Raw genomic sequence first — 18366 nt, 5'->3', positions numbered from 1 at the left:
CTTACAGGTCGAAATCGCCCGCCGCTTCCGGCTGGTATTCCACTTCCAGCAGCTTCAGCTTGAGGGTCTTGCCCCCCGGGGCCGGCCAGTCGATCTGTTCGCCCACCGACAACCCCAGCAAGGCGCAACCGATCGGCGCCAGGATCGAGACCTTGCCTTCCGGCCCGGCATCCTTCGGGTACACCAGGGTCAGGTGGTAGTCCTTGCCGCTGGCTTCCTCACGGCAGTGCACGCGCGAGTTCATGGTCACCACGCCAGCCGGTACTTCCTCGTGACCGACCACCTGCTCGGCGCGGTCCAGCTCGCCCTGCAGGGCGAGCACACCCGGCGTACTCTCGTCGAGGCTGTCGATCAGACGCTCCAGACGTTGTACGTCCAATCGGGTGAGGATGAGGGAAGGCTTGGTGCTCATGATCCAGTCAGACTCCTTTGAACAGGCGGTTTTCATCGTGCAGATAAAGCAAAACCCCGCCCAAGGGCGGGGTTTGTGAAGGCTTTGGCGTCACCGACGCAGAACCCGACGTTACCACAGCCGGGTAAATACTCAAGCCCCTGCGATCAGTGTGCCTTAGCCTGGTCGCGCAGGGCCTGGGCCTCGCGGCAAATCTGCCGGCGCCGTTCGTCATCGGCCGAACGCCATTCACGGATATGCTCGACATGCCGGTGGCAACCTGTGCACACCCGCTGTTCGTCCAGCCGGCAAACGCTGATGCACGGCGACGGCACGGCGGGGCTGACGTTGCTGTAGAGCGGTTTGGGCGGCCGGGCCTGGGTACTGCTCATGTCAGATCTCGTCGAAGTCCAGCTTCTCGCCGGCCCGCTCCCAGACGATGCGCTCGAGCATTTCGCCCAGCAGCTCCTCGCTCTTCTCGCACACCCACTTGCCGCTTTCTTCGTCGTAGTCGAAGTGGAAACCGCCGGAACGGTCGGCCAGCCACAGCTGGCGCAGCGGCTCCTGGCGGCTGAAGATCAGCGTGCTGCCATTGTCGAACTTGATGGTCAGGACACCAGCGGAGTTCTCCATGTCCAGGTCCAGGCCGCTCTCGTCGAACAGGTCTTCCAGGGCCTGTTGGGTCGCGTCGACCAGATCATGGAAACGCGCTTCACTCAAACTCATTGCAGGAACCTCGAAATTGGCTGCGTTACAGGCAAGCCCGGCAAGATACGGGCGCTTGCCGCCGAATGCAAAGGTTTAGCCGCTACCTTCACTTGCCCCTTCGCGGCTAAAGCCGCTCCTACAGGGCCCGAGGCCAGTGCAGTACTGTAGGAGCAGCCTTGTGCTGCGAAGAGGCCGGCAAGGCTGCGATATGTGTTGCCAGTACCGGCCTCTTCGCAGCACAAGGCTGCTCCTACGGTACTGCACATGGCGTGAGGCCAATGCGGTCGAGGTGGGAGCGGCTTCAGCCGCGAAAGGGCCCTTGCAGGCGGTAAGAATAGCCCGCCCGGCGGGCCGGCCCTTGCATAGGCAAGCCGTCGGTCGCTCGGTATACTCGGGCGCAATACTGCATATTTCTAAGGATTTCACCCATGAAGCGCCTGATTTCCTCCCTCGCGGCGCTGGTCGCTGTTGCCTGCCTCGTTTCGGCCTGCGGCCAGAAAGGCCCGCTGTACCTGCCTGAAGATGGCAAGGACGGCAAAGCCAGCCACAAGTCGCACCAGTACCAGCCAAAAGCCAAGCCGGCCCCGACGCAGGAGCAGCAACCCGAGCTGCAGTCCGAGCCCGAGCAGTCGCCAGCGCAGTAAGGAAACCAGATGAACGCTTTCAACTACCGCGACGGCGAGCTGTTCGCGGAAGGCGTGGGCCTGTCGGCCATCGCCGAACGCTACGGCACCCCTACCTACGTGTATTCGCGCGCCCACATCGAGGCCCAGTACCGTAGCTACGCCGATGCACTGCAAGGCACCGAGCACCTGGTGTGTTTCGCGGTCAAGGCCAACTCCAACCTCGGCGTGCTGAACGTGCTGGCACGCCTGGGCGCAGGCTTCGACATCGTATCCGGCGGTGAGCTGGAGCGCGTGCTGGCCGCTGGCGGCCGTGCCGACCGCGTGGTGTTCTCCGGTGTCGGCAAGACCCGCGACGACATGCGCCGTGCCCTGGAAGTCGGGGTGCACTGCTTCAACGTCGAATCCACCGACGAACTGGAGCGCCTGCAAGTGGTGGCCGCCGAGATGGGCAAGGTTGCCCCGGTCTCGCTGCGGGTCAACCCGGACGTCGACGCCGGCACCCACCCGTACATCTCCACCGGCCTGAAAGAGAACAAGTTCGGCGTCGCCATCGCCGACGCCGAGGCCATCTACGTGCGGGCCGCGCAGTTGCCGAACCTGGAAGTGGTCGGCGTCGACTGCCACATCGGTTCGCAGCTGACCACCGTCGAGCCTTTCCTCGATGCCCTCGACCGCCTGCTGGTGCTGGTCGACCGCCTGGCCGAGTGCGGCATCCATCTGCGCCACCTGGACCTGGGTGGCGGCGTCGGCGTGCGTTACCGCGATGAGGAACCGCCGCTGGTGGCCGACTACATCAAGGCGATCCGCGAGCGCGTCGGCGACCGCGATCTGGCCCTGGTGTTCGAGCCGGGCCGCTACATCGTGGCCAACGCCGGCGTCCTGCTGACCCGCGTGGAATACCTCAAGCACACCGAACACAAGGACTTCGCCATCATCGATGCGGCGATGAACGACCTGATCCGCCCAGCCCTGTACCAGGCCTGGATGGGTGTCAGCGCGGTCAAGCCACGCGCAGGCGAAGGCCGTGCCTACGACCTGGTCGGCCCGATCTGCGAGACTGGCGACTTCCTCGGCAAGGACCGCGTGCTGAACCTGGCCGAAGGTGACCTGCTGGCCGTACAGTCCGCGGGCGCCTATGGTTTTGTTATGAGCTCCAACTACAACACCCGTGGCCGTTGCGCTGAAATCCTGGTCGACGGCGACCAGGCCTTCGAAGTACGCCGCCGCGAGACCATCGCCGAATTGTACGCTGGCGAAAGCCTGCTGCCGGAGTAAGCCCATGCTGCTGCGTTTTACCAAGATGCATGGGCTGGGCAACGACTTCATGGTCCTCGACCTGGTCAGCCAGCACGCGCACATCCAGCCCAAGCACGCCAAGCAATGGGGTGACCGCCACACCGGCATCGGCTTCGACCAGTTGCTGATAGTCGAGGCGCCGAACAACCCGGAAGTGGACTTCCGCTACCGCATCTTCAATGCCGACGGCTCCGAGGTCGAGCAGTGCGGCAACGGTGCGCGCTGCTTCGCCCGCTTCGTGCTGGACAAGCGCCTGACCGCTAAAAAGCGTATCCGAGTGGAAACCAAGAGCGGCATCATCGAACTGGACGTGCAGAACGACGGCCAGATCAGTGTCGACATGGGCCCACCGCGCTTCATCCCTGCCGAAATCCCCTTCGTCGCCGACGAGCAGGCGCTGAACTACCCACTGGAAGTCGACGGCCAGGTGCATTCGATTGCCGCCGTGTCCATGGGTAACCCGCATGCCGTACTGCGTGTCGACGACGTGCGTACCGCCCCTGTGCATGAGCTGGGCCCGAAGATCGAAAACCACCCACGCTTCCCGCAGCGGGTAAATGCCGGCTTCCTCGAGGTCATCGACCGCCACCGCGCCAACCTGCGGGTGTGGGAACGTGGCGCGGGCGAAACCCAGGCCTGCGGCACCGGCGCCTGCGCCGCCGCCGTGGCGGCGATCAGCCAGGGCTGGATGGACTCCCCGGTATCCCTCGACCTGCCCGGTGGCCGCCTGCACATCGAATGGGCCGGCCCCGGCAAGCCCGTGCTGATGACTGGCCCAGCCGTACGCGTCTACGAAGGACAGGTTCGTCTCTAAGCGAGTAACCGCCATGACCGATCAGCCCCAGGTTGTACCCCAGCAGTCCGCCGAGCTCGATGCCGAAGCGGTGGTCGCCTACCTGCGCGCCCACCCCACCTTCTTCGCCGAGCACGACGAGTTGCTGATCGAACAGCGCATCCCTCACCAGCGTGGCGACAGCGTGTCGCTGGTGGAGCGCCAGCTCAGTTTGCTGCGCGACCGCAACATCGAGATGCGCCACCGCCTGTCGCAACTGATGGACGTGGCCCGCGACAACGATCGGCTTTTCGACAAGACCCGCCGGCTGATCCTCGACCTGCTCGACGCCGGCAGCCTGGAGGAAGTGGTGATGGCAGTCGAAGACAGCCTGCGCCAGGAATTCCAGGTGCCCTTCGTCAGCCTGATCCTGTTCGGCGAAAACGTCGCGCCGGTCGGGCGCTGGGTGAGTAACGCCGAAGCGCAGCAGGCCATCGGTGCCCTGCTGGGCGGCGGCAAGACGGTCAGCGGCAACCTGCGCGAGCACGAGCTGGCCTTCCTGTTCGGTGAAGAACAGCGCCGGGAAGTGGGCTCCAGCGCCGTGGCTGCCCTGGAATACCAGGGCCTGCACGGGGTGCTGGCCATCGGCAGCCGCGACCCGCAACACTACAAGAGCAGCGTCGGCACCTTGTTCCTTGGCTACATTGCCGAGGTGCTTGGCCGCGTTGTGCCACGCGTTACCCAGACCCTGCGCCCGGTACGCTGATGGAACGCCAGCTGGAGGCTTATTGCGCACACTTGCGCAACGAGCGCCAGGTGTCCGAGCACACCCTGCTGGGCTACCGTCGCGACCTGGACAAGGTGGTCGCCTACTGCAAGGAGCACGGCATTGCCGATTGGCAGGCGCTGCAGATCCAGCAGCTGCGCCAGCTGATCGCCCGCCAGCACCACCACGGCCAGTCCTCGCGCAGCCTGGCCCGGCTGCTGTCGGCGGTGCGTGGCCTGTACCGCTATCTCAACCGCGAAGGCCTGTGCCAGCACGACCCGGCCAGCGGCCTGAGCGCGCCCAAGGGCGAACGCCGGCTGCCCAAGGTGCTGGACACCGACCGCGCCCTGCAACTGCTGGATGGCGGTGTCGACGATGACTTCATCGCCCGTCGTGACCAGGCCATCCTCGAACTGTTCTATTCGTCGGGCCTGCGCCTGTCCGAGCTGACCAACCTCGACCTCGATCACCTCGACCTCGCAGCCGGCCTGGTGCAGGTGCTGGGCAAGGGCGGCAAGGCCCGCGTGCTGCCGGTCGGCCGCAAGGCCCGCGAGGCATTGCAGGCCTGGTACCGCCTGCGCGGCATCGGCAACCCGCGCGACCGCGCGGTTTTCATCACCCGCCAAGGCAACCGCATCAGCCCACGGGCCGTTCAGCAACGGGTGAAGGCAGCCGGTGAGCGCGAGCTGGGCCAGCACCTGCACCCGCACATGCTTCGCCATTCCTTCGCCAGCCACGTGCTGGAATCGTCCCAGGACCTGCGCGCGGTGCAGGAGATGCTCGGCCACGCCGACATCGGCACCACGCAGATCTACACCCACCTGGACTTCCAGCACCTGGCCGCGGTGTACGACAGCGCCCACCCTCGGGCCAAACGCAGCAAAGGCACAGACTCATGAGCATCAAGCTGATCACCTTCGACCTCGACGACACCCTGTGGGATACCGCGCCGGTGATTGCCAGCGCGGAAGTAGTGCTGCGCGACTGGCTCGAAGCCAACGCCCCGATCCTTGGCGGCGTACCGGTGGAGCACCTGTTCGCCATTCGCGAGCGCCTGGTACAAGCCGAACCCGGCCTGAAGCACCGTATCAGCGCCCTGCGTCGACGGGTGCTGTTTCATGCCCTGGAAGAAGTCGGCTACAGCGAAAAACATGCGCAAGAGCTGGCCAACGAAGGTTTCGAAGTATTCCTGCATGCCCGCCACCAGGTGGAGATTTTCCCGGAGGTGCAGCCGGTGCTGGAGATCCTGCGCCATCACTACACCTTGGGCGTGGTCACCAACGGCAATGCCGACGTAAGCCGGCTGGGGCTGGCGGACTATTTCCGCTTTGCCCTGTGTGCCGAAGACCTCGGCATCGGCAAGCCGGACCCGGCGCCGTTCCTCGAAGCCCTGCGCCGCGGTGACGTGGAGGCCAGCGCAGCGGTGCACATCGGTGACCACCCGGGCGATGACATTGCCGGCGCCCAGCGCGCCGGGCTGCGGGCGGTGTGGTTCAACCCCCAGGGCAAGGCGTGGGTAGGCGAACAGGCGCCGGACGCCGAGATCCAGCGCCTGTCGCAGTTACCCGACATCCTTGCGCGCTGGCGCTGACAGGGGCCGCTTCGCGGCCCATTCGCGGGCACGCCCGCTCCCACAGGTTTACTGCCCTCTCAGCTTCTGCGCGATCCCTGTGGGAGCGGGCGTGCCCGCGAAGAGGCCGGTACAGGCAACACAAAACTGACAGGCACAAAAAAGCCCGCAGCGACGGCGGGCTTTTTTTCGATCAGCCACTCAGATAGGGCGGCTGCCGTACTTGTTATCCGGCTTCTTGGGCGGATCGGCGACCACGTTGGCCTCGACTTCCTGAACCTTGCCGCCGCGAGCGAGGAACTCTTCCATGGCCTTGGCCAGGGCGTCACGCTCCTTCTGCTTGGCTTCCATGCTCGGCATCTCGTCTACCGAGACCGCCGCCTTGGATTTGCCCTTGGCAGCGGGCGCCGGGCTGCTGTCGTCATCGCCAGCGTCTTCGGCACCATCATCAGCTGCCGCTTCGAGGCCTTCATCGCCCTCGTCTTCGTCGCCTACTTCGAGGTCATCATTTTCCAGATCGTCGTCGCTCATGTTCTACCTCATGACTTGCGAAAAGCAGGTTAGTTATAGACCAGTGCAGCCGTAGACCGGCAGCCACCAGTGAAAATTCAACTGGCCGTGGGTTAGGCCACTGCCCTAGGGTCGGCGCTCCTGATGGGAGGCGGCACCCAGCAGACCCTGCTCCTGGCAGGACCTGACAAATCCTTTAGCCCCTGCTGGCCACACGCTATTGGCAAGCCTAGCAAAGGCTGGCGAAGCGTGTGGACTACTCGTCAAACACCCTTCGGCGCGCATTCTAGCGCGCCAGCAGAAAAAGCAAAGCACCATGAATGCTCTGCGTTTTGTAAGATTTCCGCCTACGTCGCGAACGTGTCGGATAAACCGTTTGCCGTGCGGGAAATGCTAAAAATCTGGCAAAAAAATGCCCGGCAAGCCGGGCAAGTTTTTACCGCGTCGCAGTTACAGGTTGTAGCCGCGCTCGTTGTGCTGAGCCAGGTCGAGGCCGACAGACTCTTCTTCTTCGCTTGCCCGCAGGCCCATCACCACATCAAGCACCTTGAGAATCACGTAGGTGACGATGGCGGTGTAGACCACGGTGAAGATCACGCCCTTGGCCTGGATCCAGACCTGCATGCCGATGTCGGTGACGGCACCGAAGCCGCCCAGCGCCGGAGCTGCGAACACACCGGTAAGGATGGCGCCGACGATACCGCCGATGCCGTGCACGCCGAAGGCGTCCAGGGAGTCGTCATAGCCCAGCTTGCGCTTGAGGCTGGTGGCGCAGAAGTAGCAGACCACACCCGAGACCAGGCCGATCACCAGGGCACCCATGGGGCCTACGGTACCGGCAGCCGGGGTGATGGCGACCAGGCCGGCGACCACACCCGAAGCGATGCCCAGGGCGCTCGGTTTACCGTGACCGATCCACTCGGCGAACATCCAGCCCAGGGCCGCGGCGGCGGTGGCGATCTGAGTCACCAGCATGGCCATGCCGGCGGTGCCGTTGGCAGCCGCGGCAGAGCCTGCGTTGAAGCCGAACCAGCCGACCCACAGCATGGCCGCGCCCATCAGGGTATAGCCCAGGTTGTGCGGAGCCATCGGGGTGGTCGGGTAGCCCTTGCGCTTGCCCAGCACCAGGCAGCAGACCAGGCCAGCGATACCGGCATTGATGTGCACTACGGTGCCGCCAGCGAAGTCCAGCACGCCCCAGTCCCACATCAGTGCACCGTCACCGCTCCAGACCATGTGCGCGATCGGCGCGTAGACCAGGGTGAACCAGATGCCCATGAACACCAGCATCGCGGAGAACTTCATGCGCTCGGCGAAGGCACCGACGATCAGCGCCGGGGTGATGATGGCGAAGGTCATCTGGAAGGTGATGAATACCGCTTCAGGGAACAGCGCGGCAGCCGAGGTCAGGTTCGAGGGCGTGACGCCGCTGAGGAACGCCTTGGAGAAGCCGCCGACGAAGGAATTGAAGTTGAGCACGCCCTTTTCCATACCAGTGGTATCGAAGGCCATGCTGTAGCCGTAGACGACCCAGAGAATGCTCATCAGGCCAGTGATTGCAAAGCACTGCATCATCACCGACAGCACGTTCTTGGATCGCACCATGCCGCCATAGAACAGGGCCAGGCCCGGAATGGTCATGAACAGCACCAGCGCCGTTGCGGTGAGCATCCAGGCGGTGTCGCCGGAGTTCAGCGCTGGGGCAGCTTCCTCTGCCAGGGCAAGCCCGGGCATTACGAGGGACAATAGGGCTCCTAGCCCTGCGATCTTACGCAGAGTCATGTTGTTTTCTCCTGGGGCGTTGGGTTTGGTGAGGCTTTGTTGCTGCTTAGATCGCGTCGGTATCGGTTTCGCCGGTACGGATACGGATCGCCTGCTCCAGATTCACCACGAAAATCTTGCCGTCACCGATCTTGCCGGTGTTGGCTGCCTTGGTGATGGCTTCGATTACCCGATCAAGGTCCTTGTCATCGATGGCGACATCGATCTTCACCTTGGGCAGGAAATCGACCACATATTCAGCACCGCGATACAGCTCGGTGTGGCCCTTCTGCCGACCGAAACCTTTGACTTCGGTGACGGTGATGCCCTGCACGCCGATTTCCGACAGCGACTCGCGCACGTCGTCCAGCTTGAACGGCTTGATGATGGCTGTGACTAGCTTCATGAAACTCTCTCCCGATTTGGTGGACTTGCCCCAGGAAAACAAACCCGTCTCAAGTCTAAGCGCAGCGGTTGGCTTTGTAACGCGTCGTCGGCATCCGGCTCCGCGTGCGCACTGCCTGGTCACAAGGAACTGCATCAGTGCATGGCTCGCACTGGTCTTTGCAGAAACCTTGCCAGTTCCGTCAAAGCTCGGGAAAACAGGGAGTTATGTGAATCAGTCGGGATTGGCCAGTCGCCAGCATGGGAAACATGCACAATTTCGGTGCACCTCGACCTGCTGCATCGCTCGAAAAATGTGCAGTTTCAGATGAGCGCTGCTTTCTGTAGGAGCCAGCGACGAGGCCGGATGCTCATGCATGCGTGTTACACTGCCGGCCATTTCCCAGTATCAGTGGACAGCCCCATGCTCGCGCCCAAAGCCCTTCTCGATGCCCTGAGCGACCAGGCATCGCGCCTGTTCAGCAGCGATACCGCCCAGCCCCGCGCCGAACTGGAAAGTCAGTTCAAGGTGCTGATGCAAGGTGCCTTCAGCAAGCTGGACCTGGTCAGCCGCGAAGAATTCGACAGCCAGATGGTCGTACTGGCGCGCACCCGCGCACGCCTGGAGGCTTTGGAAAAACAAGTGGCCGAGCTGGAAGCCCGGCTGAACCCGACCCCACAGGATGAGTGAATGCAACCCTCCAGCGCATACCCGGTACTGTTGTTTTCCTACGGCACCTTGCAGGACAAAGCCGTGCAGCTCGCCAACTTCGGCCGCGAACTGAGCGGCCAGGCCGACCGCATGCTGGGCTACCGCCAGGACTGGGTCGAGATCACCGACCCGGCCGTGCTGGCAGCCAGCGGCAAGTCCCATCACCCTATCGTCGCTCCCAGCAGCCAGGCAGACGACAGCGTGGCCGGCATGGTCTTCCAGATCAGCGAAGAAGAGCTGGCAGCGGCGGATCGCTATGAAGTCGCAGACTACAAGCGCGTGGCCGTAACGCTCGCATCGGGCCTGACCGCCTGGGTTTATGTACGCGCCTGAGCCCTTCCGGCGCACAGCAGGCACGAACCTGACGGGGTGACAATGCAGGGGAAAACCCTGCCTGAAAAACCAGGACGCACACTTCTTTCGCCGGTCCGGGCCGTGCTCGCTATTCTTGCAAAGCCGCAGGAAGCGGCCCTCTTCAGCGACAACGGAGCGTCCATGTCCCTAGCCCTCGTCCACAGCCGCGCCCAGGTGGGCGTGCAGGCACCGGCGGTCAGCGTCGAAACCCACCTGGCCAACGGTTTGCCCCATCTCACGCTGGTCGGTCTGCCGGAAACCACGGTCAAAGAGAGCAAGGACCGGGTACGCAGCGCCATCGTCAACTCCGGTTTGAACTACCCGCAGCGGCGCATCACCCAGAACCTCGCCCCCGCCGACCTGCCCAAGGATGGCGGGCGCTATGACCTGGCAATTGCCCTGGGTATCCTCGCCGCCGATGGCCAGGTACCAACGGCCACCCTTGCCGAGGTCGAATGCCTGGGCGAACTGGCGCTGTCTGGCAAGTTGCGCCCGGTGCAGGGCGTGTTGCCCGCAGCACTGGCGGCACGCGAAGCAGGCCGGGCGCTGGTGGTGCCGCGGGAGAATGCCGAGGAAGCCAGCCTGGCAGGCGGGCTGGTGGTGTATGCGGTGGGGCACCTGCTGGAACTGGTCGCCCACCTGAACGGCCAGGTGCCATTGCCACCGTATGCCGCCAACGGCCTGATCCTGCAGCAACGTCCGTACCCGGACCTGAGCGAAGTGCAGGGCCAACTGGCGGCCAAGCGTGCGCTGCTGCTAGCGGCGGCCGGGGCGCACAACCTGTTGTTCACCGGGCCTCCCGGTACCGGCAAGACCTTGCTTGCCAGCCGCTTGCCGGGGCTGCTGCCACCACTGGACGAGCACGAAGCACTGGAAGTGGCGGCGATACAGTCGGTCAGCGGCCATACGCCACTGAGCAGCTGGCCGCAGCGGCCCTTCCGCCATCCGCATCACTCCGCCTCCGGCCCGGCACTGGTCGGCGGCAGCAGCCGGCCGCAACCGGGCGAAATCACCCTCGCCCACCATGGCGTGCTGTTTCTGGATGAACTACCTGAGTTCGAGCGTCGCGTGCTGGAAGTGTTGCGCGAACCGCTGGAGTCGGGCGAGATCGTGATTGCCCGGGCCCGCGACAAGGTGCGCTTCCCCGCACGTTTCCAGTTGGTGGCGGCAATGAACCCCTGCCCTTGCGGCTACCTGGGCGACCCCACTGGCCGCTGCCGCTGTAGCACCGAGCAGATCGCGCGGTATCGCAACAAGCTGTCCGGGCCATTGCTGGACCGTATCGACCTGCACCTGACCGTGGCCCGGGAGAGCACCACGCTGAACAACCAGCCCTGCGGCGAGACCAGTGCCGATGTGGCGGCCAAGGTAGCCGAGGCACGTGAACTGCAACAGCGGCGGCAAGGGTGTGCGAATGCATTTCTCGACCTTGAGGGGTTGCGCTGCCATTGTGGGTTGGCGGCGGCGGACCAGGCCTGGTTGGAGGGGGCCTGTGAGCGGCTGACCCTGTCGTTACGTGCGGCTCACCGGTTACTGAAGGTGGCGCGGACGCTGGCGGATCTGGAAGGTAACCAGGCAATTGGCCGGGCGCATCTGGCCGAGGCCCTGCAGTACCGGCCGGGGAGCAGTTAAATTGCCGGGGCTGCTTTGCAGCCCATCGCAGGCAAGCCAGCTCCCACACCGAATACATCGGCCCAAAGCCTGTGCAGTCCCTGTAGGAGCGGGCAAGCCCGCGAAGGGGCCGGGGCAGGAATACCTCACTGGCTGCCCAGCAAAGCATCTTCAACCACCTTCAGCAGCACCTCTTCAGAAAATGGCTTGCCCAGGCAGACCAGCGCCCCAAGCGCCATCGCCGCCCGCACCGCCCCTTCATCCCAGTGCGCCGACATGCAGATCACCGGCAACCGCCACTCCAGCCGGGCCAGCTCGCGCTGCACTGCCAGCCCGCTCATTCCGGGCATCCTCAGGTCGAGCAGCACACACCCCGCTTGCCGCGCCAGTGCCGAGGCCAGGAACAGGTCCCCGGCAGCAAAAGACAAGGTCTCGAAACCTGCCGAACGCAGCAGGTTGGCCAGGCTTTTGCGCACCGAAGCATCGTCGTCAACGATGCACACAGTGCTGCTCATGCGCCGCCCAGGCCCTCAGGCTGCGCCCCGATAACGTTGTGCATGGCCACCAGTTCAAGCAGCGAGCGGGACTGCATCTTGTTCATGATGTTTTTCTTGTGCACCTTGGTCGTCACCTCGCTGGTGCCGATCTGCCTGGCGATCTGCTTGTGCGACAGGCCACCGACCACCAGCGAGAACACCTGGCGCTCGCGCTGGGTCAGGCGCTGGTACTTTTCCTCGACCTGCCGCGCATGGTGCCACTTGCGCCCTTCGGCCACGGCACGCGTGCGCACCGCCTGCAGCAGTGTCAGCAGCTGGTCTTCGTCGAACGGTTTGGTCAGGAACTCCACGGCTCCGGCACGCATGGCCTGGACGGTCATCGGGATGGTGCCGAAGCCGGTCATGAACACGATCGGCCAGGGCAGCGCAAGTCGGCGCAGCGCATCTTGGACTTCCAGGCCGCTGGTATCGGGCAGGTGCATGTCCAGCAACAGGCAGGCATAGGGGGTTTCCAGGCGGGCCTCGAACAACGCCTCGGCACTGGCGAACAAATGATGCGGAATGTCCTGCGAGCGCAGCAGGCGGCCCAACGCCGTGCGCACCGACGGGTCGTCATCCACCACCAGCACCGGCACGTTCAAGTGCTCATCGAACAACTCGACAGGTTCGGCCGCGGCGCACAGCGGCGATTTGCCCGCCGCCTTGCCAGGCAACTCGAGGCTGATCTCGGCGGCCAGGCGGTAGCCCCGGCGTGGCACGGTCTGGATCAGGCCCCGGTCGCCAAAGGCCTTGCGCAGCAAGGACACCTGCACCTGCAGGTTGTTGTCCTCGACTACCGTGCCGGCCCACACCTGGCTGAACAGTTCGTCCTTGTCGACCACCCGCCCCTTGGCCTTGATCAGCGTCGCCAGCACTTCGAATGCCCGCCCCCCCAACAGGACAGGCTTACCGTCAACAAAGGCTTCGCGCCGCTCCAGCGACACCTGGGCATTACCTATTCGGATCATGGCTTCCTCGCGCGGGCACGGGCGTTTCCCAGCCCAGGGCAGCCTAGGCCAGGGTACGCCTTCAGACAATTATCCCGAGGGATAGGTTGGCCTGAGGACTATACAAAAGCCCGCCAGCCCCCAGGGGACGATAACGGACAACTGCGTACCCTTTCCTGCCAAGCAGCCTGCAGCCCGCATCCCTGCTGGGTCCGCTGCGTATACTCGTGCGTCAGGATGTCGCTAGCAGGGGTGCCTTATGCTCGATGAACGCCTTGCCCACAGGCCCATCGATTACGACCAGTCCGTCGACGAGGGTTGGCTGAACCGGTGTGACATCAACGCGCTGGGCCAGGAAGGTGAACTCAGTTACTTCCGCCTTCGCGATCCAGCCACCGACCAGGCATGGATCGCCGTGCGCGCCCCGCGCGAGGTCCCCGCCGCCTGCCAGCGCCTGGAACGCGACTACCGCCTGCAACTCGACCCGCAATGGGCGGTGATCCCCTCGGCGTTCGTGCGCTCGGCCGAAGGCCCCCTGCTGGTGTACCCGGCCGGCCGCTCCATCGCCGACCTTATCGCAGAGGGCCCTGCCGCCCTGGCGCCGTTTCTCGAGATTGCGGTGAATGCAGCCACTGCCTTGGCCCAGGCACACGAACGCAATGTGCTGCACGGCGCGCTGCAGCCCGAACATGTGTGCCTGCGCGCGGACCAGCGAGTGCGACTGGGCTGCTTTCGCGCCGACCCGGCGGAACTGATCAGCGAACAAGGCACCCCGCTCGGCAACTGGGCTTACCTGGCGCCTGAACAGGTCTGCCCGCACGGCAGCAGCAGCGACCGACGCACCGACATCTATGCCCTGGGCGCGATCCTTTACCAGCTACTGCTGGGCGAATTGCCTCTGGCCGGGCGCGACACCCAGCACTGGCGCCAGCTGCATGCCGGCGTGCAGCCACGAGCGGCCTGCGAAGTGGACAGCAATGTGCCGCAACCTCTCAGCCGGATCCTGGCCAAGGCCTTGGCCAAAGAGCCGGACGCCCGCTACCAGAGTGCTCGCGCCCTGGCGGTGGACTTGGCCTATTGCCAGCGACAGTGGGCCGCCAGCAAGTCCATGGAGGCCTTCGAACCAGGCTGTGCCGACCCGATGACGCCCGACCGCGCACGCCTGTATGGCCGCAGTGCCGAACAGAAGGCCATCGCCCTGCTGCTCAAGGCACAGCGCCGTGACAGCAAGCCACAAGCCCTGTTCATCAACGGGGCTACGGGCATGGGCAAGTCGAGCCTGGTCGAGGCAGCGCTCAGGGCCAACGCCCAGGGTTACTGGGCCATCGGCAAGTGCAACGGCGTTGCCCAGGCCTTGCCCTACGCGCCCTGGGTCGAAATTCTCGGCGCGCTGACCACCCAGTTGCTGGCCAAGAACAGCCGGGACCTCGACGCCTTGCGCTACGAGATTCTGCGCCGTATCAAAGGCCACGGCCGGCTGCTCGGCAAGCTGGCACCAGACCTGCAATTGATCCTCGGCCCCTTGCCCGAGTTGCCGGCCAAGCCCACGCGTCTGGCGCTGCAGAAGGAGCTGCGGGCGATCGTCGAATTCCTGCAGGTATTCAGCCGCCCCGACCAGTCGCTGGTGCTGTTCTTCGATGACATGCATTGGGTCGACGACTCCAGCCAGCAACTGCTGGCGCAACTTCTGGCTCACGCGCCCGGCAACCTGTTGCTGATCTTCGCCCGGCGCAGTGATGCGCCAGCCAGCAGTACACCCCTTGCCCTGCCCGCAGCGGTGCGCAGCACCACGCTGAACCTGCGGCCCCTGGCGGTGAGCGCGGTGACCGAGTTGATCGGCGAGCGCTACCACGTCGGCCCCGAGGACGCATTGCAGGTGGCCGAACTGGTACACGACAAGACTGCGGGCAATCCGTTCTTCATCAATCAGATCCTCCGGGCCATGGTCGAGGACCAGCTGTTCACCTTCGATACCCAGGCCATGCGCTGGTCATGGTGCCTGCAGGCCGTGGCCCGCCACCGCTATTCCGACAATGTTGCCGATCTGATGATCCACCGCCTGGTGCGCCTGCCCGAGCCGCAGCGCGACCTGCTGCGGGTGGTCAGTGCGGCTGGCAGCCGCTGTGATGAACGCCTGCTTCACCAGGTACTCTCTCAAGCGCCCGGCGAGCCGTTGAAAGCCTTGATTGGCGCGGGTTTCCTGCAACCGGGCCAGAACGGCCTGGGCTTCGCCCATGAACGGGTAATGGAAGCTGCGTACGCTCTCACGCCAGCGCGCGCACGTGCCCAACTGCATGCACGTATTGCCCAGGCCATGCGCCAGGCCTGGCCGGGGCGCCTGCACGAGGTACTGTTCGAGCTTGCCAACCAGCTGCAACGCGCCAGCCCATGCGGGTTTGCAGCGGATGAATGCGAAGCTTTTCTGCAGCTTTTACGCGAGGCAGCAGCACGCGCACGCGATGGCGGCGCGTTCGAACAATCGGCTGGCTACCTGCACACGGCCGAGCAGTTGCTGCAACGCGGCGCAACGCTGGAAAGCCGCGCCACGCATGGCTTTGCCATCGCCTGCATGGCCACCGAGTGCGACATGCAACTGTCGCGAATGGTCGCGGCCGAGGCCCGCATCACTGAATGCCGCCTGCGCGCGCGCTCGGCGTTGGACCAGGCGCGGGTATGCCGCCTGCAGGCGCTGCTGTACACCTTGCGCGGCGACTATCAGGCGGCCATCGACAGCGCCATTTCCGGCCTGGACTTGCTGGGTATGAGCCCGGTGCGAGGTGGCGACTGGCAACAGGTCGAAGCCAGTCATGCCCATGTACAGACCTTGGTCGAACAGAAAGGACGACACTGCCTGGAATCGCTGCAGCGCACCTATTCGGAGGAAGTGACAGTTGCCATCAGTCTGCTGGCCACCCTGTCGTCATCGTTTTTCGTAAAGGACGACATCTGCTTCCTGCACCTGGCCAAGCTCATGGAGCTGTCACTGCTGCACGGCGTCGCCCCGGGCAGCACCTACGGCATGGCCTGGTACGGGGTGATGATTGCCGAGCGCTTCGGCGCCTACCATGATGGCCACGCTTGCTGCCTGGCTGCGCTCAAGCTGATAGAGCGGCACGGTTTCGACGCTGACTTGACCAGCGCGCTGCTGGCCCTGGACCAGGTCAGCGCCTGGACCTCGCCCATGGAGTTCGCCCGCCGTACCGCACTGGATGCGGTCGACTCGGGGCGCCTGAGCGGCGACCTGGCGATGAGCTGCTATGCCTGCAACCATCTGGTTTCCGATTCGCTGTTCATGGGCCGCTACCTGCCGGACGTGGTGGAGGAACTGGCGCAAGGCCTGGCCACCGTGCGTCGCTACGGTTACCGCGACATCGAGCAGATCCTGCAGGCCCAGCAAGCGTTCGTCGCCAAATTGAGCTGCACGCCCTGCCCGGCCTCGGCCACAGCCTCGAAATCGCCCACCACGCGGTTCTTCCAATACCTCATGGCCGGCATGGGCGACTTCTACCTGGGTAACATCCCGCAGGCCATGCGCAACCTGGCACTGGCCGGGGACAACACCTGGGCGGTACCAGCGCACATCAACCTGGCCGACTATCATCTGTTCCGCGGCCTGGCCCTGGGCAGCCCCGAGGCCATTGGCAGCCTTGCCGACAAGCTGCGCGAACTACACGCCCTGCGCGAGCGCTTCGGCCGCTGGGCCGGCTTCAACCCGGCCACCTTCCGCAACAAGCTGTTGCTGATCGAAGGTGTGATCGCCAAGCTCGAAGGTGACGGCTTGGCCGCCATCCGCTGCTTCGACCAGGCACAGATCGCCGCCACCGCCGCCGGCTTCATCCACGAGCAGGCGCTGGCCCACGAGCAGTTGGCCGAAGTATGTATCCCCAGCGGCCTGATCTCTGGCGCCAACCTGCACCTGCGCATCGCCCGCGACTGTTTCCATATCTGGGGCGCGACCGGCAAGGTGCACCAGCTGGAGGCGTTGCACCCGTTCCTGCGCACCCAGCCAATCCAGGAAAGCCAACGCGCAACCCACCAGGCCAAGCTCGACCTGGAAGCCGGCATCGAGGCAGCACGGGCGCTGTCCGAGGAAGTGCTGCTCGAAGGCCTTATCGAAACCCTGATGGGCCACCTGACCCAGCATTCCGGCGCCGACCACGGTGCGCTGCTGATCGTCAGCGGTGCCGAATTCCAGATGGCTGCCCTCGCCTACATCGACGACGCCGGGCTGCACGTGAGCATGGACGACTGCCAGAAGTTCATGACCCAGGCACCGCTGTCGATCATCAACGCCACCATGCGCACCAAGAAGCCCCTGGTGCTCAACGATGCCCAGAGCGATTGCCCCGAGGCCTTCCGCCAGCAGTTGCAGGCGCGCAAGGCCCGTTCGGTGCTGTGCCTGCCGCTGGTGATCCAGGGCGTGCTGATCGGCCTGGTGTAACTGGAAAACCGCCTGGTGCCGAACCTGTTCGGCGGCCAGCGCCTGGCCATGCTGGAAATACTCGCCTCGCAGGCAGCGGTGTCGCTGCAAACCGCCAAGTTCTACACACGCCTGGCCGAAGACAACCAGACCCGCGCCCAGATGGAGGCCGAGTTGCGCCGCTCCCGCGCGGAATTGGCGCGCACGTCGCACTTGCAGGTGATGAACGAGCTGTCCGCGTCCATCGCCCATGAGATCAGCCAGCCGCTGCTGGGCATAGCCTCCAACGCCGCTGCCAGCCTGCGCTGGCTGAAGCGCGCCAAGCCCGACCTGGAAGAGGCGATTGCCGGCCTGGAAGACATCCGCAACGACAGCGAACGGGCCGCCAACATCGTGCGTGCGCTACGCTCGCTGGCCAAGCAGTCACCGATGCAACTCAAGGTGGTGAAGCTGGACGAGTTGATCCGCGAAGTGGTGCGCCTTACATCGGCCGATGCCGCCAAGGGCCCGGTGGACGTGCAGATGCGCTTGCAGGCGGGGGTGAGCGTGATGGCCGACCCGGTGCAGTTGCAGCAGTTGGTGTTCAACCTGATTACCAATGGCCTGGAGGCGCTGGCGGGGTATCGCAGCGATGGGGTGCTGCGAATTGCGTCGGCGGTGGTCGGGAATGAGGTGGAAATCTGCGTAGACGACAACGGACCGGGGATTGCAGCGGATGAGCGCGAACGAGTGTTCGATGCGTTTCATACCACCAAGATCGGCGGCATGGGGATGGGCTTGGCGATCTGCAACTCGGTGGTGCAGGCCCATGGTGGGCAGTTGCTGGCGCTGGTGTCGGAGTTGGGGGGGTGTCGGATTCGCTTTACGCTGCCCGTGAATCCTTCTTGAGCCTGTACCGGCCCTTTCGCGGGTGAACCCGCTCCCACAGGGATAGTGCACAGCCTGAGAACTGCACGGTTCCTGTGGGAGCGGGTTCACCCGCGAAGGGGCCGTTACAGGTTT

Annotated in this window: 17 protein-coding genes and 1 pseudogene; 10 read left to right on the top strand and 8 right to left on the bottom strand. The window is 64.6% G+C overall.

The genetic code is table 11. From position 1 onward, the window contains the following. Position 1: 1 nt before the first annotated feature. The 3 genes from rnk to cyaY all read right to left on the bottom strand — a co-directional run bounded on the left by rnk (position 2) and on the right by cyaY (position 1117). Positions 2 to 412 (bottom strand): nucleoside diphosphate kinase regulator, encoded by a 411-nt coding sequence (rnk, locus tag WM94_RS01385; RefSeq protein ID WP_023661830.1) that lies wholly within the window; start codon positions 410 to 412, stop codon positions 2 to 4. A 146-nt stretch (positions 413 to 558) separates the two neighbouring features. After that, on the bottom strand, positions 559 to 783 hold the full coding sequence (locus tag WM94_RS01380; RefSeq protein WP_013974742.1) for a DUF1289 domain-containing protein: 225 nt from the start codon (positions 781 to 783) through the stop codon (positions 559 to 561). A gap of 1 nt (position 784) precedes the next feature. Beyond that, the gene (gene cyaY, locus WM94_RS01375; protein ID WP_004375540.1) at positions 785 to 1117 is read right to left on the bottom strand and encodes an iron donor protein CyaY; all 333 of its coding nucleotides are present in this window, start codon (positions 1115 to 1117) and stop codon (positions 785 to 787) included. A gap of 410 nt (positions 1118 to 1527) precedes the next feature. Here cyaY and WM94_RS01370 point away from each other — a divergent pair, with 410 nt between their 5' ends. The 6 genes from WM94_RS01370 to WM94_RS01345 are packed head-to-tail and all read left to right on the top strand — an operon-like array spanning position 1528 to position 6150. Next, positions 1528 to 1743 carry a lipoprotein gene (locus tag WM94_RS01370; RefSeq protein ID WP_004375542.1) on the top strand — a complete coding sequence of 72 codons (216 nt, stop codon included), beginning with the start codon at positions 1528 to 1530 and terminating at the stop codon, positions 1741 to 1743. Positions 1744 to 1752: 9 nt separating this feature from the next. Continuing rightward, positions 1753 to 3000 (top strand): diaminopimelate decarboxylase, encoded by a 1248-nt coding sequence (gene lysA, locus WM94_RS01365; RefSeq protein ID WP_061550260.1) that lies wholly within the window; start codon positions 1753 to 1755, stop codon positions 2998 to 3000. Positions 3001 to 3004: 4 nt separating this feature from the next. Further along, positions 3005 to 3835 (top strand): diaminopimelate epimerase, encoded by an 831-nt coding sequence (dapF, locus tag WM94_RS01360; protein ID WP_061550259.1) that lies wholly within the window; start codon positions 3005 to 3007, stop codon positions 3833 to 3835. 13 nt (positions 3836 to 3848) lie between these two features. Continuing rightward, positions 3849 to 4559 (top strand): DUF484 family protein, encoded by a 711-nt coding sequence (locus WM94_RS01355; RefSeq protein ID WP_013974745.1) that lies wholly within the window; start codon positions 3849 to 3851, stop codon positions 4557 to 4559. Beyond that, the gene (xerC, locus tag WM94_RS01350) at positions 4559 to 5458 is read left to right on the top strand and encodes a tyrosine recombinase XerC (RefSeq protein WP_013974746.1); all 900 of its coding nucleotides are present in this window, start codon (positions 4559 to 4561) and stop codon (positions 5456 to 5458) included. The genes WM94_RS01355 and xerC overlap by 1 nt, the downstream gene beginning before the upstream one ends. After that, the gene (locus tag WM94_RS01345) at positions 5455 to 6150 is read left to right on the top strand and encodes an HAD family hydrolase (protein ID WP_013974747.1); all 696 of its coding nucleotides are present in this window, start codon (positions 5455 to 5457) and stop codon (positions 6148 to 6150) included. The genes xerC and WM94_RS01345 overlap by 4 nt, the downstream gene beginning before the upstream one ends. 180 nt (positions 6151 to 6330) lie before the next feature. Here the strand turns inward: WM94_RS01345 and sutA are convergent, their stop codons facing one another. The 3 genes from sutA to glnK all read right to left on the bottom strand — a co-directional run bounded on the left by sutA (position 6331) and on the right by glnK (position 8806). Next, entirely contained in the window at positions 6331 to 6660 is a 330-nt protein-coding gene (gene sutA / locus WM94_RS01340; RefSeq protein WP_013974748.1) for a transcriptional regulator SutA, read from the bottom strand. Between the two features lie 429 nt (positions 6661 to 7089). Further along, positions 7090 to 8421: an ammonium transporter gene (locus WM94_RS01335; RefSeq protein WP_015272254.1), complete on the bottom strand. Its 1332-nt coding sequence runs from the start codon at positions 8419 to 8421 to the stop codon at positions 7090 to 7092. Between the two features lie 46 nt (positions 8422 to 8467). Further along, entirely contained in the window at positions 8468 to 8806 is a 339-nt protein-coding gene (gene glnK / locus WM94_RS01330) for a P-II family nitrogen regulator (protein ID WP_002555808.1), read from the bottom strand. A gap of 402 nt (positions 8807 to 9208) precedes the next feature. On the opposite strand from glnK, the gene WM94_RS01325 reads away from it, so the two are divergent. The 3 genes from WM94_RS01325 to WM94_RS01315 all read left to right on the top strand — a co-directional run bounded on the left by WM94_RS01325 (position 9209) and on the right by WM94_RS01315 (position 11482). Further along, entirely contained in the window at positions 9209 to 9475 is a 267-nt protein-coding gene (locus WM94_RS01325) for an accessory factor UbiK family protein (RefSeq protein ID WP_015272255.1), read from the top strand. Then, positions 9476 to 9829, top strand: a complete 354-nt coding sequence (locus WM94_RS01320) for a gamma-glutamylcyclotransferase family protein (RefSeq protein ID WP_023662910.1) — start codon at positions 9476 to 9478, stop codon at positions 9827 to 9829. Positions 9830 to 9991: 162 nt separating this feature from the next. Beyond that, positions 9992 to 11482: a YifB family Mg chelatase-like AAA ATPase gene (locus WM94_RS01315; RefSeq protein ID WP_024087897.1), complete on the top strand. Its 1491-nt coding sequence runs from the start codon at positions 9992 to 9994 to the stop codon at positions 11480 to 11482. A gap of 125 nt (positions 11483 to 11607) precedes the next feature. Here the strand turns inward: WM94_RS01315 and WM94_RS01310 are convergent, their stop codons facing one another. Then, on the bottom strand, positions 11608 to 11976 hold the full coding sequence (locus WM94_RS01310; RefSeq protein ID WP_177342340.1) for a response regulator transcription factor: 369 nt from the start codon (positions 11974 to 11976) through the stop codon (positions 11608 to 11610). Beyond that, on the bottom strand, positions 11973 to 12965 hold the full coding sequence (locus WM94_RS01305) for a response regulator (RefSeq protein ID WP_039612306.1): 993 nt from the start codon (positions 12963 to 12965) through the stop codon (positions 11973 to 11975). Before WM94_RS01305 ends, WM94_RS01310 begins: the two co-directional genes overlap by 4 nt. A gap of 238 nt (positions 12966 to 13203) precedes the next feature. On the opposite strand from WM94_RS01305, the pseudogene WM94_RS01300 reads away from it, so the two are divergent. Further along, positions 13204 to 18252: pseudogene (locus WM94_RS01300) on the top strand (AAA family ATPase). The last annotated feature ends 114 nt before the right edge of the window (positions 18253 to 18366 follow it).

The organism is Pseudomonas sp. ABFPK (genome assembly GCF_001586765.1).
Classification (GTDB): Bacteria; Pseudomonadota; Gammaproteobacteria; order Pseudomonadales; family Pseudomonadaceae; genus Aquipseudomonas; species Aquipseudomonas asiatica.
Note: the sequence above shows the minus strand (reverse complement) of the source record. Positions and strands in the feature narration are given on the sequence as shown.

What these genes read in the sequence shown, in the direction of transcription:
- rnk (WP_023661830.1), bottom strand. Translation starts at nt 412, where the DNA reads ATGAGCACCAAGCCTTCCCTCATCCTCACCCGATTGGACGTACAACGT.
- WM94_RS01380 (WP_013974742.1), bottom strand. Translation starts at nt 783, where the DNA reads ATGAGCAGTACCCAGGCCCGGCCGCCCAAACCGCTCTACAGCAACGTC.
- cyaY (WP_004375540.1), bottom strand. Translation starts at nt 1,117, where the DNA reads ATGAGTTTGAGTGAAGCGCGTTTCCATGATCTGGTCGACGCGACCCAA.
- WM94_RS01370 (WP_004375542.1), top strand. Translation starts at nt 1,528, where the DNA reads ATGAAGCGCCTGATTTCCTCCCTCGCGGCGCTGGTCGCTGTTGCCTGC.
- lysA (WP_061550260.1), top strand. Translation starts at nt 1,753, where the DNA reads ATGAACGCTTTCAACTACCGCGACGGCGAGCTGTTCGCGGAAGGCGTG.
- dapF (WP_061550259.1), top strand. Translation starts at nt 3,005, where the DNA reads ATGCTGCTGCGTTTTACCAAGATGCATGGGCTGGGCAACGACTTCATG.
- WM94_RS01355 (WP_013974745.1), top strand. Translation starts at nt 3,849, where the DNA reads ATGACCGATCAGCCCCAGGTTGTACCCCAGCAGTCCGCCGAGCTCGAT.
- xerC (WP_013974746.1), top strand. Translation starts at nt 4,559, where the DNA reads ATGGAACGCCAGCTGGAGGCTTATTGCGCACACTTGCGCAACGAGCGC.
- WM94_RS01345 (WP_013974747.1), top strand. Translation starts at nt 5,455, where the DNA reads ATGAGCATCAAGCTGATCACCTTCGACCTCGACGACACCCTGTGGGAT.
- sutA (WP_013974748.1), bottom strand. Translation starts at nt 6,660, where the DNA reads ATGAGCGACGACGATCTGGAAAATGATGACCTCGAAGTAGGCGACGAA.
- WM94_RS01335 (WP_015272254.1), bottom strand. Translation starts at nt 8,421, where the DNA reads ATGACTCTGCGTAAGATCGCAGGGCTAGGAGCCCTATTGTCCCTCGTA.
- glnK (WP_002555808.1), bottom strand. Translation starts at nt 8,806, where the DNA reads ATGAAGCTAGTCACAGCCATCATCAAGCCGTTCAAGCTGGACGACGTG.
- WM94_RS01325 (WP_015272255.1), top strand. Translation starts at nt 9,209, where the DNA reads ATGCTCGCGCCCAAAGCCCTTCTCGATGCCCTGAGCGACCAGGCATCG.
- WM94_RS01320 (WP_023662910.1), top strand. Translation starts at nt 9,476, where the DNA reads ATGCAACCCTCCAGCGCATACCCGGTACTGTTGTTTTCCTACGGCACC.
- WM94_RS01315 (WP_024087897.1), top strand. Translation starts at nt 9,992, where the DNA reads ATGTCCCTAGCCCTCGTCCACAGCCGCGCCCAGGTGGGCGTGCAGGCA.
- WM94_RS01310 (WP_177342340.1), bottom strand. Translation starts at nt 11,976, where the DNA reads ATGAGCAGCACTGTGTGCATCGTTGACGACGATGCTTCGGTGCGCAAA.
- WM94_RS01305 (WP_039612306.1), bottom strand. Translation starts at nt 12,965, where the DNA reads ATGATCCGAATAGGTAATGCCCAGGTGTCGCTGGAGCGGCGCGAAGCC.